This window comes from Curvibacter sp. GW821-FHT09D12, from assembly GCF_059416245.1.
This window is the reverse complement of sequence record NZ_JBWKOU010000015.1, coordinates 20,389-33,959: the sequence shown is the minus strand read 5'-3', so window position 1 is coordinate 33,959 and position 13,571 is coordinate 20,389. Positions and strand designations below refer to the sequence as shown.

The following is a 13,571-nucleotide window of genomic DNA, read 5'->3' as shown; positions in this document are numbered from 1 at the left end:
TTTTGGCGGCCTGGCTTTCGGCAACAAATGCCCACAAAGCCGCAAGCCAGGCTTGCACTTGTTGCATTTACGAGCCCTGACCCCGGCGGATGATGCGGCGAACCCCGTTCGCCCCCCCTCGCCCCCGAAGGACAGCCATGCCCGAAACGCCCCCCGCGGCCACCCGACAGCCTGCACGCAGCCGTGCCTTGGTGCAAGCCAGGTGGCCCGCACTCCCGCTGGCCCTGTGCCTGGCCTTGACCACCCTGTTGAGCGCCTGTGAACGCGCCGGCAAATCTCCGCCGCAGGGCGCGATGCCACCGCCCGAGGTAGGTGTGGTGGTGGTTGAGCCAGGGCCGGTCGGCTTGCAGACCGAATTGCCCGGTCGCATCGAGCCGTACCGGGTGGCACAGATCGGGGCACGGGTGGCGGGCATCCTGCAAGCGCGCCTGTTTGAAGAAGGCAGCGAGGTGCAGGCCGGACAAGCGCTTTACCAGATCGACCCCGAGCCCTTTCAACTGGCACACGACAGCGCGCAGGCCAATGTGCTGAAAGCCGAAGCAGCCCTGGCCCAGGCTCAGGATGTGCTGCAACGCTACGGGCCCCTGGCCGAGGACGGCGCCGTGAGCCAGCAGGCCCTGGTCGCTGCGCGGCTGGCGGTACAGCAGGCCACGGCCGATCTGGCCGGCGCACGAAGCGGTGTGCAAACCGCGCGCCTGAACCTGGGCTATGCCCGGGTCAGCAGCCCGATTGCCGGCCGCGTGGGCCAGACCCTGGTGACCGAAGGCGCGCTGGTCGGCCAGGGCCAGGTCACGCCCCTGACCACCGTGCAGCAACTGGATCCGGTGTACGTCAACTTCACTCAGTCGGCCGACGAGGTGCTGCGCCTGCAACGCAGCCTGGCCCAGGGGCAGCTCAAGCGCGCCCAAGGTACCCAGGCCGCCAGCGTGCGCATCGTGCTGCCTGACGGCAGTGAGTATCCACGCCCGGGCAAGCTGTTTTTCTCAGGCGTTACCGTGGACGCCAGCTCGGGCCAGGTGACGCTTCGCGCTGAAGTGCCCAACCCCGATCGCTTGCTGATGCCCGGGCTGTTTGCGCGTGTGAGGCTGGAGCAAGCACGCGCCAGCGATGGCCTGCTGCTGCCCCAACAGGCCGTGACCCGCACCCAGACCGGCAACACGGTCATGGTGGTGGCCCCCGATGGGGCCGTCGGTGTCAGAGCCGTGCAGATCGCCCAGGCCGTGTCGGGCCAATGGGTGGTGCTGAGCGGGCTGAAGGCGGGGGAACAGGTGATGGTGGACGGCTTCCAGAAATTGCGCGGCAACGCCCCAGTGAAGCCCGTGCCCTGGAAAGCGCCCCCGGCAGCCACGCCGCCCGCCCCGGGCGTCAAGCCCTGAGAAAGCTGCGCCATGTCCAATTTCTTCATCAGCCGACCCATCTTCGCTTGGGTGATTGCGCTGTTCGTGGTCGTGCTGGGCTGTGTCTCCCTGACCCAACTGCCGATTGCCCAGTACCCCACGGTGGCGCCCCCCACCATCGTGCTCAACGCCAGCTACCCGGGGGCGTCGGCCGAAACGCTCAAGAACAGCGTGATCAGTGTGATCGAACAGCAAATGAACGGTGCGACCGGCCTCATGTACATGGAGTCGGTGGCCCAAGCCGATGGCACCGGCACCCTCACCCTGAGTTTTGAGCCGGGCACCGACCCGGCACTGGCCCAGGTGGATGTGCAGAACCGCCTGAGCCGGGCCACGCCACGCCTGCCTGCGGCCGTGAATCAGCAAGGCGTGGTGGTGTCCAAGGCGTCGAACAACTTTTTGTTGTTTGCCCTGCTGTCTTCAGACGACCCGGCCTTCGGTCCGATCGAGATCGGCGACTACGTGGCCCGCAACGTGGTGCCCGAGATCCAGCGCCTGGCGGGCGTCGGGCAGGTGCAGCAGTTTGGTGCCGAACACGCCATGCGGATCTGGCTCAACCCGGCCAAGCTGGTCAGCTACAAGCTGTCGCCGGCCGACGTGAACGCCGCCATCGCGGCGCAAAACGCGCAAGTGGCCTCGGGGGCGATCGGTGACCTGCCCCAATTGCCCAGTCAGGAGATCTCGGCCACCGTGGTGGTCAGTGGTCAGCTGGCCTCGGTCGAAGACTTTGGCCGCATCGTGCTGCGTGCCAACCCCGATGGCTCCACCGTGCGCCTGCGCGACGTGGCCAGGGTCGAGCTGGGCGGTTCCAGTTATGCCACTTCGGCCCGGCTCAACGGGGTGCCGGCTTCGGGCCTGGGCGTGCAGTTGTCAAGCACCGGCAACGCCCTGGCCACGGCCACCGCAGTGCGCCAGAAGATGGGCGAGTTGGAGCACTACTTTCCCAAGGGCATGAAGTGGGCGATTCCCTACGACACCTCCAACTTTGTGCGAATCTCCATCAGCCAGGTGACCGAAACGCTGTTCGAAGCCCTGGTGCTGGTATTTGTGGTGATGTTCGTGTTTCTGCAGAACGTGCGCTACACAATCATCCCGGCCATCGTGGTGCCGGTGGCCCTGCTGGGCGGGTTCACCACGATGCTGGTGATGGGCCTGTCGATCAACGTGCTGACCATGTTTGCCATGGTGCTGGTGATCGGCATCGTGGTGGATGACGCCATCGTGGTGGTTGAGGCGGTCGAGCGCATCATGGCCGACGAAGGGCTTGCACCGATGGAAGCCACCCGCAAGGCCATGGGCCAGATCTCCGGTGCCATTGTGGGGATCACCGTGGTGCTGATCTCGGTGTTTGTGCCGCTGGCCTTTTTTGCCGGCGCCGTGGGCAACATCTATCGCCAGTTCTCGGTGGTCATGGTGTCCTCGATCGCCTGCTCGGCCTTTCTGGCGCTGACCTTGACGCCTGCACTGTGTGCCTCAATGCTGAAGCCGATTCCCGCGGGCACCCAGCACGAGCGCAAGGGGTTCTTCGGCTGGTTCAATCGGGGCTTCTCGCGCACCGCCTCGGGCTATGAGAGCACGGTGACGCGCCTGCTCCAACGCAGCGCACGCTATCTGGTGCTGTATGGGGCGCTCATCGGTGCCGCCCTGCTGGTCTTTGAGCGTCTTCCCACGGCCTTTCTGCCCGATGAAGACCAGGGCAGCATCCTGATCAACGCCCAACTGCCGGCCGGGGCCTCGCAAAACCGCACGCTGGAGGTGATGCAGGACGTGGAGCGCTACGTGCTCGCGCAGCCAGAGGTGAAGAGCATGGTGAGCGTGCTGGGGTTCAGCTTTTCAGGCAGCGGACAAAATGCCGGGCTCGCCTTCGTCACGCTCAAGGATTGGTCGGATCGTCAAGGCCCGGAACATTCGGCGCAGGCCGTGGTCGGGCGGGCCTTCGGGGCCCTGATGCAGGTGCGCGACGCCTTCATCCTGCCACTGAACCCAGCCCCGATTCCCGAATTGGGCAACTCCACCGGATTCACCTTCCGGCTACAGGACCGCGGTGGCAAAGGCCACGAGGCCTTGATGGCCGCACGCGCCCAATTGCAGGCCGCAGCGGCCAAGAGCCCGCTGTTGTCACAGGTGCGGGTGGACGGGTTGGACGATGCCCCGCAACTGCACCTGCAGATCGACCGCGACAAGGCCCAGGCCCAGGGCGTGAGCTTTTCTGCCATCAACGCCGCTTTGTCAGCCCTGCTGGGCAGCAGCTATGTGAACGACTTCCCGAGCAAGGCCCGCATGCAGCGCGTGGTGGTGCAGGCTGATGCGGCGCACCGGATGCAGGGTGAAGACTTGTTGCAGTTCCAGGTGCCCAGCAACACGGGCGCTTTGGTGCCGCTGTCCACCTTCGCCACCACCCACTGGCAAAACGGCCCCATGCAGGCCGTGCGCTACAACGGCTACGACGCCGTGCGCTTCAGCGGCAGTGCAGCCCCGGGCCACAGCAGCGGGGAGGCCATGGCCGAGATGCAACGCCTGGCGGGCGAGTTGCCCGAGGGCTTCGGCTACGAGTGGACCGGACAGTCCTTGCAGGAGAGCCAGGCGGGATCGCAGTCGACGGTGCTGTATGGCTTCGCGCTGCTGTCGGTGTTTCTGTGTCTGGCCGCCTTGTATGAGAGCTGGACGATCCCGCTGTCGGTGATCCTGGTGGTCCCCCTGGGCTTGCTGGGGGTGGTGTTGGCCACCCTGTTGCGCGGTTACTCGAACGACGTGTACTTTCAAGTGGGCCTGATCACCATCATCGGTCTGTCGGCCAAGAACGCGATCATGATCGTGGAGTACGCCAAAGACACCCAGGCCGCCGGCAAGGGCCTGCTGGAGGCCACGCTGGAAGCCGTGCGACTGCGCTTTCGCCCCATCATCATGACCTCGCTGGCCTTTGGGCTGGGAGTGCTGCCACTGGCCATTGCCCATGGCGCCAGCGCTGCCAGCCAGCGCGCGATTGGCACCGGGGTGCTGGGTGGCATTCTGGTCGGTACGACGCTGGCCGTGTTCTTTGTGCCGGTGTTTTTTGTGGTGGTACGCACCTTGTTCAAGCCCAGGCGTGCCCAACCAGCGGCCCATCCTTTGCCTGGAGTCCCGCATGACTGAGCCCTTGCTCCACCCCACCAAACCAGCGTTGCCTGCCGTGCGCCTGCGTCTGCCTCAGCGCCTGCATCTTCTGGCCCTGCCCTGGCTGCTGGCCGCCTGCAGCCAGTTGCCGGACTACCAGCGGCCTGTCGTGTCGCTGCCGGCGCAGTGGCCTGCCTCGGGATCGGCGCAGGACTCGGCAGGGCCTGTCCGCAACGGGGACTGGGCGGACTATTTCAGCGACGCCCGGCTGCAGCCCTTGATCGCCCAGGCCTTGGCCAACAACCGTGACCTGCGGGTGACAGCCCTCAAGGTGGAACAGGCCCGGGCCCAGTTTCAGATCAGCCGCGCCAATCAGTGGCCAACCTTGAATGGATCGGCAGGCGGGTCACGTGCGCCCGTGGCCACGACCATGGGCACGGTGCAAGGCAGCAGCTACTCGGTCGGGTTGACCGTGACGGCCTTCGAACTCGACTTTTTCGGGCGTGTGGCCAGCCTGAAGGAACAGGCCCTGGCCCAATACTTGGGCAGTACCCAGGCCTACGAAAGTGCCCGCCTGAGCCTGATTGCCAGTGTGGCCACGGGTTGGTTGACCTTGCTGGCCGATGAGGCCCAGTTGGCCTTGCTGCGCGAGACGATGCTCAACCTGGAAGCCACCCTGCAACTGACCCAGCGCGCAGCGCAGCACGGCACGTTGGCGCGACAGAATTTGCTGCAGGCCGAAAGCCAGACCCAGGCCGCACGTGCAGCCCTGGCCCAGGGTGAGCTGCAGCACCAACGCGATGAAAACGCGCTGCAGTTGTTGCTGGGTCTGCCCGACTCGGTTCCCCTGCACGACAGCCTGGACGCCAGCACCCTGGATGTGTCCCCCTGGGCCGACCTGGCGCCAGGCCTGCCCTCCGAACTGCTGCTGCGGCGGCCCGACGTGGCCCAGGCCGAGCAGGCGTTGGTCGCCGCCAATGCCAATGTGGGCGCAGCCCGGGCTGCCCTGTTCCCCCGCATCAGCCTGACCGCCGGCGTCAGCAGTCTGAGCCCCCAACTCTCGGGGCTGTTCAAGAGCGGCTCGCAGGGCTTCACACTGGCACCCCAGGCCAGTCTGCCGCTGTTGGATGCGGGGCAGAACCAAGCCCAGGTGGACGCGTCCAAAGTGGGCCGCGACATCGCCACCGCCCAGTACGAAAAAGCCATCCAATCGGCTTTCCGCGAGGTGGCAGACGCACTGGCCGAACGTCAGGCCGTTGTGCAGCAACTCGATGCGGCCGAGCGTCAGACCACGGCGGCGCAGGCCCAGGCGAACCTGGCCGAACGCAGCCTGGAGATGGGCGTGAGCAGCCGACTCGATTGGCTGGCCAGCCAACGCAATTGGCTGAGCCAGAAACAGCAACGGGTGCAGGCGCAACTCAATCGGCTGCAAAACCAGGTTTCGGTCTATCAGGTGCTCGGCGGCCACTGGCGCGCGGACCGGCGCTCATCGGATCCGACATGAGCAGCCGAAAGACAGGCCCAAAAAAGCGGGACGGCGCCTTCCGGCGCCATCCCGTCGCAATGGAGCACCCCGGCCTGCGCCCAAGCGCAGGTGGCGCCCCCCCTCATTCAACCGCTGGCCCAGCGGCACCAGCACCGAAGTTCAGGTGCGTGCCAAGCCCGACTGGTTCACGGGTTTGAGCGTAAGCGGCAGATGTGACGGACGCATGACCTTCACGCACGCCGCAGCGAATCAGGCCCGACACAAGCGATCAACTTGGCTTGCATGCAACACCCTCGGGGCAAGCCCCTGGTCAGCCAAGGGTGCCCCGTCGTTATAATCAAAAGTTAAGTTTCAAGCCTTACCACAACATTGAGGACGCCATGAGCGACATCCACGAAGACGCACACACCGGCCCGATCAAAAACCCCAAGCAACTGCTGGTGGCGGTTATTTTTTCGTTTGTCATCCCGGTGTTTCTGATCATCGGCTTGGTCGCGTATGTCACCTCGGGCAACAAGCCGGCGGTGGGTTCCGGCAATGAAGAGCGGGCTCTGGCCGAACGCATTCAAAAGGTGGGCGCAGTGGACATTCGCGATGCCAACCGCCCTCTGCGCTCTGGCGAAGAAGTGTTCAAAGCCCAATGCTCAGCCTGCCACGCCACGGGTGCAGCAGGCTCGCCGAAGTTTGGCGACGCAGCGGCCTGGGCTCCGCGCATCAAGACCGGTTTCGAATCGCTGGTGAATTCTGCCCTCAAGGGCAAGGGTGCCATGGGCGCTCAGGGCGGCGGCGATTTCTCTGACGTTGAAGTGGCGCGTGGCGTGGCCTACATGGCCAACAATGGCGGTGCCAATTTCCCCGAACCCAAGGCGCCAGCCGCCGAAGAAGCCAAATAAGGCATCCTGCCGTAGCCCTCGGGCTGCCAGTGTGAAAAGCCGGTCTCATGAGCCGGCTTTTTCATTTCTGCATCTGTCTTTGGCTCTGCCGCGACGGCAGCATTCATGGATCACGGCGCGGTACTGCCCGCAGCGGGGCTCAGGACATAGCCAAAGCGGGTGGGCAGGCTGTCTGAGGCCACTTCCGTCGGCGTCCAAAGGCCCGCCTCCACGGCATTGGCAACATGGCCCACATCGAGGGTGTGCACCAGCCCCAGGCCCAGATCAGTCCCCAGGTAGACCCGGCCCTGTTCGTCCAGCAGACAGTGTTGCACCTGAGCCTCGCGGCCCGAGTGGCTGCTGACCTGCAAAGCGTCATTGATGCGCCAGATCCATGGCGTGGCTTCCAGCTCAACATAGACGCGCTGAGGCCCGTTCTGAAAATACCAGCAGCCCCGGGCATCGGGCTCGTAATTGCGCTGAATGAAGTCGATCAGTTTGTCGTGCCGCAACACGGAGCCACGGGCACCCGGTTGGCCACTGGCGAAGCTGCCAAGGGCCTGCGCACGGTCGTCACGCATGTACCACTGGCCACGCGCATCCAGGCCCAGCCAACCATAGCAGTCAGGCACGTTGGGCCACTTGGCCATGGCCTGTCGAACGATGTCATCCATATCGCTTCCTGATTCAAATGTGGTCTGCCAACCAGCCGCCCACGGCGTCGGGCATGCCGCGTACATGCCCCGGCAGCCGCCCATGCGGAAAGCCCACGTGCCCCCCGTGTGCGGGTTGCCACAAGGTCACGTGCCGGCCAACCTCACCCTGACCGGGCAGGCACCAAGCCGGCACAAAGGGATCATTGCGAGCGTTGACCACCAGGGTGGGCAAACGAATGCTGGCCAGATGCGGTTTGGCAGACGCGCGCGCCCAATAATCTTCGGTGCTGCGGAAGCCGTGCAAAGGGGCGGTGAACACGTTGTCAAACTCGTACAAATCCCGCGCCTCGGCCAGGGCCTGTGGGTCAAACAGGCCTGGAAACTGCGCCAATTTCTGCAAGGCCTTGGGCTTCATGGTCTTGAGGAACATGCGCGTGTACACCAGCCGGTTGAAGCCCCTCCCAATGGCCCACCCACCCGCGGCCAGATCAATCGGTGAGCAGACCGCGGCCACGCCCTTCACGACCTGAGCCGCTGTGCTGCCGGCTTCCTCGGCCCAGCGCAGCAAGGCATTGCCACCCAATGAGACCCCCACGGCGATCACGGGGCCCCTGTGGGCGGCTTTCACGCGAGACAGCACCCAACCGATCTCTTCATGGTCACCCGAGTGGTAAGCGCGAGGGGCGAGGTTGATTTCACCACTGCAACCTCGAAAGTGCGGCACGGCGTAGGCCCAGCCACGCTCGCGGGCGTAGTCGGCAAAGGCCTCAGCGTAGTGGCTGCCGGAAGACCCCTCCAGCCCATGAAACAGCACCAGCATGGGGGCCGAGGCTGCGGACTCCGGTCCCACGCCAGGCTCCAGGAAATCGACATCGATGAAGTCGGCATCCGGCGTGCTCCAACGCTCTCGCCGGTACCGAGGCGCATGACCAAAGACGCGGCGGGAAAAGAGCGCCGGCCAGATGGTTTGAAGATTGCCACCTGGCACCCAGGCGGGGGCGACATAATTCATCAACACGGCCAAGTTGCATGGCCCCTCAATGCAGGACGGCAGGGCCATCCGTCAAGGGCAAGGGCTTGTGTGGGGTTCCGGGACTGGCATGGTGGGCCACCATGCGCCATCCCTGAGCTGTCTTGTGGTAAACGTTGGTCGCGATCACCCAGGCCTCGTGCCGGCCCGCCGGTGTGTCAATTTCAATGCGTTCGATGACACTGTGCACCGAACTGGCCAACGCCTCCACACATTGCACATGCTCCAGATGAATGGGCACGGCGCCTTGGGCCAACAGAGATTCAAAAGCGGCTCGGATGGCTCCGGCCCCAATCAGGCGGGCCCCCCCAGGATGCACGCAAACAATGTCGTCCTCGTCTGCCCAGCATGCCATCAACTGGCCGACATCCCCTTTTTGCAAGGCGTCGTAAAACGCCACTTCAACTTCAGCGGCGGAACCGCCTACGGTGATGGCCTGAAGTTTGGCTTTGGGCATGACGATGGGCTCGGGTTCGCTGTGGGCCTTTATTCTGCCGCGCTTTGGGCAAGCGGTGCAGTTTGCCGGTCAATCGCCCCAAAAACAAAACCCCGTGCAGTTGAGGGCACGGGGTTGATGCGAGGCCCGAGCCATGCACCAGGGCATGGCCGAAAGCCGGGGCGCTTCAGCGCTTCTGACGGAACTTGCGCAGTGCCGCAATCTGAGCAGCCATGACGGCCAACTCGGACTGGGCACGGGCCAAGTCGATGTCGCTCTTGGCGTTCTTGATGGCCTCTTCGGCCGCAGCGCGGGCCTGTTTGGCCTTTTCTTCGTCGAGGTCCTTGCCGCGGATCGCGGTGTCAGACAGGACGGTCACGCAGTTCGGTTGCACTTCAAGAATGCCACCGGCCACGAACACGAATTCTTCACCGCCATCGGCCGTCTCGATGCGCACCGAGCCGGGTTTGATACGGGTGATGAGCGGCGTGTGGCCCGGCAGAATACCGAGTTCGCCTGCCTCACCAGGCAAAGCCACAAACTTGGCTTCACCCGAGAAGATCGACTCTTCGGCACTCACAACGTCAACATGAATGGTTGCCATGGCAATCCTTTTCTGGAGGCTTGACTGCACCGGAGAGGGGCTTTTTCAAACCCGACTCTCCGATGACAGAAGGCCTTAGATCTTCTTGGCCTTTTCGAAGGCTTCGTCGATGGTGCCAACCATGTAGAAGGCCTGCTCGGGCAGGTGGTCGCACTCGCCGGCCACAATCATCTTGAAACCACGGATGGTTTCAGACAGGGGCACGTACTTGCCGGGCGAGCCGGTGAACACTTCAGCCACGTGGAAAGGCTGCGACAGGAAACGTTGGATCTTACGAGCACGGGCCACCACCAGCTTGTCTTCTGGTGCCAGTTCGTCCATACCCAGAATCGCGATGATGTCGCGCAGTTCCTTGTAGCGCTGCAGCGTACCCTGCACGGCACGGGCCGTGCTGTAGTGGTCTTCACCCACCACGTTCGGGTCCAGCTGGCGGCTGGTCGAATCGAGCGGATCCACGGCGGGGTAGATACCCAGGGCGGCAATGTCACGGCTCAGCACCACAGTGGAATCCAAGTGGGCAAAGGTGGTGGCAGGCGACGGATCGGTCAAGTCATCGGCAGGCACGTAAACGGCCTGGATGGAAGTGATCGAGCCCACCTTGGTCGAGGTGATCCGCTCTTGCAGACGGCCCATTTCTTCAGCCAGCGTCGGCTGATAGCCCACGGCGGAAGGCATACGACCCAGCAGAGCGGACACTTCGGTACCGGCCAGCGTGTAGCGGTAGATGTTGTCCACGAAGAACAGCACGTCACGACCTTCGTCGCGGAACGATTCAGCAATGGTCAGACCGGTCAGGGCCACGCGCAGACGGTTGCCCGGGGGCTCGTTCATCTGACCGTAAACCATGGCCACCTTGGACTCGCCGAGGTTCTCCAGGTTCACCACGCCGGAATCGGCCATTTCGTGATAGAAGTCGTTCCCTTCGCGGGTACGCTCACCCACACCAGCGAACACCGACAGACCCGAGTGAGCCTTGGCGATGTTGTTGATGAGTTCCATCATGTTCACGGTCTTGCCCACGCCGGCACCACCGAACAGACCCACCTTGCCGCCCTTGGCGAACGGGCAGACCAAATCGATCACCTTGATGCCGGTTTCCAGCAGTTCTTGCGAAGGCGACAACTCGTCATAAGCGGGTGCCTTGCGGTGGATCGAGGCGGTCAGCTCTTGGCTGACAGGACCACGTTCGTCGATAGGCGCGCCCAGCACGTCCATGATGCGACCCAGAGTGGCCTTGCCCACAGGCACCGTGATGGGTGCATGGGTGTTGGTCACGATCAGGCCACGACGCAGACCGTCGGACGAACCCAGCGCAATGGTACGCACCACGCCGTCGCCCAGCTGCTGCTGAACTTCCAGGGTCAGTGTAGATCCTTCGAGCTTCAGAGCGTCGTAGATCTTGGGCATCTGGTCACGCGGAAACTCCACGTCAACCACAGCGCCAATACACTGAACAATTTTTCCTTGAACTTGAGCCATTTTTTGCTCCAAAAATTTTTAAACCGTGACGACGACGAGGGTCAAACCGCAGCCGCGCCGGAGACGATTTCCGAAAGTTCTTTCGTGATCGCTGCCTGACGGGTCTTGTTGTAGACCAGCTTCAATTCGCCGATGACACTGCCCGCGTTGTCGGTCGCGGCCTTCATGGCCACCATGCGCGCCGACTGTTCGGATGCCATGTTTTCTGCCACGGCCTGGTAGATCAGGGATTCAACGTACCGAACCAGCAGATCGTCGATGACGGCCTGAGCATCGGGCTCGTAGATGTAGTCCCAACCATGTTCGGTCTTTTCAGCCTGCATCTGGTCGGCGGACAGGGGCAGCAGCTGCTCCAGCACCGACTCTTGCTTCATGGTGTTGATGAACTTGGTGTAACCCAGGTAGACCGCATTGATGCGGCCTTCTGCGTAGGCATCCAAGAGCACCTTCACGGGGCCGATCAACTTGTCCAGATGCGGGGTATCACCCAGACCCGTGACGTGCGAAACCACTTTCGCGCCAACACGGTTCAGGAAACCCAGACCCTTGTTACCGATGGCGACAGCCTCCACCGACACGCCTGCACCTTGCAGTTCGCGCAGCTTGGTCGTCACGGCACGCAACACGTTGGTGTTCATGCCACCGCACAAACCCTTGTCGGTCGTGACCACGATCACCCCAGAGGTCTTCGCATCGTTCGTCTTCATGAACGCGTGCGTGTACTCGGGATTGGCCTGACCCAGGTTGGCGGCAACGTTGCGGATCTTTTCGCTGTAAGGACGGGCAGCACGCATCCGGTCCTGCGCCTTGCGCATCTTGGATGCGGCCACCATTTCCATGGCCTTGGTGATCTTCTTGGTGTTTTCCACCGATTTGATCTTGCCGCGTATTTCCTTGCCTGCTGCCATATGTGCTCCTAAAGCGTTTGTTGGGTGCTTGGAGAGCTACTTAAGCAAACGACTTTTTGAACGCACCAATGGCGGCGGTCATTTCAGCTTCGGCGTCCTTGTCCATGGCCTTGTCCTTCTCGAGCTTGGCGAGCAGGGCAGCATGGCTGGTCTTCAGGAACTGGTGCAGGCCGTGTTCGAAGGCCAGAACCTTCTTGACGTCGATGTCGTCCAGGAAACCCTTGTTGACCGCGAACAGCGTAGCGCCCATCAGCGAAATGGGCTGCGGGCTGTACTGAGCCTGCTTGAGCAATTCGGTCACGCGGGCACCGCGGTCGAGCTGCTTGCGGGTGGCTTCGTCCAGGTCGGAAGCGAACTGCGCGAAGGCAGCCAGTTCACGGTACTGGGCCAAGTCGGTACGGATACCACCGGACAGGTTCTTGATCAGCTTGGTCTGGGCAGCACCACCGACGCGCGACACCGAGATACCGGCGTTGATGGCGGGGCGGATACCGGCGTTGAACAGGCTGGTTTCCAGGAAGATCTGGCCGTCAGTGATCGAGATCACGTTGGTCGGAACGAAGGCAGACACGTCACCAGCTTGGGTTTCGATCACGGGGAGAGCGGTCAGCGAACCGGTCTTGCCCTTGACTTCGCCCTTGGTGAAGGCTTCCACGTAGTCGGCATTCACGCGAGCGGCGCGTTCGAGCAGACGGCTGTGGAGATAGAACACGTCGCCAGGGAAAGCTTCACGGCCTGGGGGACGGCGCAGCAGCAGCGAAACCTGACGGTAAGCCACAGCTTGCTTGGACAGATCGTCATAAACGATCAGCGCGTCTTCACCACGGTCGCGGAAGTATTCGCCCATCGTGCAGCCCGAGTAGGCCGACACGTACTGCATGGCAGCCGATTCAGAAGCCGAGGCAGCCACCACGATGGTGTAGTCCATGGCGCCTGCCTGCTCCAGAGAGCGCACGACGTTCTTGATGGACGAAGCCTTCTGACCAATCGCGACGTACACGCAGGTGACGCCTTGGCCCTTCTGGTTGATGATGGCGTCGATGGCCACGGCCGTCTTGCCGGTCTGGCGGTCGCCAATGATCAACTCGCGCTGACCACGGCCCACGGGCACCATCGAGTCGATGGACTTCAGACCGGTTTGCAGCGGTTGACCCACGGATTCACGGGCGATCACACCAGGTGCCACCTTTTCGATCACGTCGGTCATCTTGGCGTTGATCGGACCCTTGCCGTCGATAGGCTGGCCCAGGGCGTTCACCACACGGCCAATCAGTTCGGGGCCCACGGGCACTTCCAGAATGCGGCCCGTGCACTTCACGGTGTCGCCTTCGGAGATGTGCTCGTACTCGCCCAGAATCACGGCGCCGACGGAGTCGCGCTCCAGGTTCAGGGCCAGACCGTACGAAGGCACGCCTTCAGCGTTGGCCGGGAATTCGAGCATTTCGCCCTGCATCACGTCAGACAGGCCATGCACGCGAACGATACCGTCGGTCACGGACACCACGGTGCCCTGGTTGCGGATGTCAGCGCTGCCAGCCAGCCCTTCGATGCGGCTCTTGATCAATTCAGAAATTTCTGCGGGATTGAGTTGCATGACTCTTTCCTTCTTT

Annotated in this window: 11 protein-coding genes; 4 read left to right on the top strand and 7 right to left on the bottom strand. The window is 63.2% G+C overall.

The genetic code is table 11. From position 1 onward, the window contains the following. Positions 1-137 precede the first annotated feature (137 nt). The 4 genes from AC07PT_RS21325 (at position 138) to AC07PT_RS21310 (ending at position 6,869) form a co-directional block, all read left to right on the top strand. Positions 138-1,376: an efflux RND transporter periplasmic adaptor subunit gene (locus tag AC07PT_RS21325; protein ID WP_494658002.1), complete on the top strand. Its 1,239-nt coding sequence runs from the start codon at positions 138-140 to the stop codon at positions 1,374-1,376. 12 nt (positions 1,377-1,388) lie between these two features. Next, positions 1,389-4,529, top strand: coding sequence for an efflux RND transporter permease subunit (locus tag AC07PT_RS21320; RefSeq protein ID WP_492349611.1), 3,141 nt, complete (start codon positions 1,389-1,391; stop codon positions 4,527-4,529). Next, complete coding sequence (locus AC07PT_RS21315; protein ID WP_492349610.1) at positions 4,522-5,994, top strand: efflux transporter outer membrane subunit; 1,473 nt, start codon at positions 4,522-4,524, stop codon at positions 5,992-5,994. The genes AC07PT_RS21320 and AC07PT_RS21315 overlap by 8 nt, the downstream gene beginning before the upstream one ends. A 362-nt stretch (positions 5,995-6,356) precedes the next feature. After that, positions 6,357-6,869 carry a c-type cytochrome gene (locus AC07PT_RS21310; protein WP_494658001.1) on the top strand — a complete coding sequence of 171 codons (513 nt, stop codon included), beginning with the start codon at positions 6,357-6,359 and terminating at the stop codon, positions 6,867-6,869. A gap of 110 nt (positions 6,870-6,979) precedes the next feature. On the opposite strand, the gene AC07PT_RS21305 is transcribed toward AC07PT_RS21310, so the two are convergent. From AC07PT_RS21305 to atpA, 7 genes are all read right to left on the bottom strand, one after another. Beyond that, positions 6,980-7,522, bottom strand: a complete 543-nt coding sequence (locus AC07PT_RS21305; RefSeq protein WP_494658000.1) for a DUF2946 family protein — start codon at positions 7,520-7,522, stop codon at positions 6,980-6,982. A 13-nt stretch (positions 7,523-7,535) separates the two neighbouring features. Continuing rightward, positions 7,536-8,516, bottom strand: a complete 981-nt coding sequence (locus tag AC07PT_RS21300) for a YheT family hydrolase (protein WP_494657999.1) — start codon at positions 8,514-8,516, stop codon at positions 7,536-7,538. 25 nt (positions 8,517-8,541) lie between these two features. Next, complete coding sequence (locus AC07PT_RS21295; protein WP_492349606.1) at positions 8,542-8,991, bottom strand: YybH family protein; 450 nt, start codon at positions 8,989-8,991, stop codon at positions 8,542-8,544. A gap of 166 nt (positions 8,992-9,157) precedes the next feature. Beyond that, complete coding sequence (locus AC07PT_RS21290; protein ID WP_492349605.1) at positions 9,158-9,574, bottom strand: F0F1 ATP synthase subunit epsilon; 417 nt, start codon at positions 9,572-9,574, stop codon at positions 9,158-9,160. Positions 9,575-9,649: 75 nt separating this feature from the next. Then, on the bottom strand, positions 9,650-11,053 hold the full coding sequence (atpD, locus tag AC07PT_RS21285) for a F0F1 ATP synthase subunit beta (RefSeq protein ID WP_492349604.1): 1,404 nt from the start codon (positions 11,051-11,053) through the stop codon (positions 9,650-9,652). 41 nt (positions 11,054-11,094) lie between these two features. Next, a complete protein-coding gene (gene atpG / locus AC07PT_RS21280; RefSeq protein WP_492349603.1) occupies positions 11,095-11,961 on the bottom strand; it encodes a F0F1 ATP synthase subunit gamma in 867 nt (288 codons plus the stop codon). Between the two features lie 40 nt (positions 11,962-12,001). After that, positions 12,002-13,555: a F0F1 ATP synthase subunit alpha gene (gene atpA / locus AC07PT_RS21275; RefSeq protein ID WP_492349602.1), complete on the bottom strand. Its 1,554-nt coding sequence runs from the start codon at positions 13,553-13,555 to the stop codon at positions 12,002-12,004. Positions 13,556-13,571 lie beyond the last annotated feature (16 nt).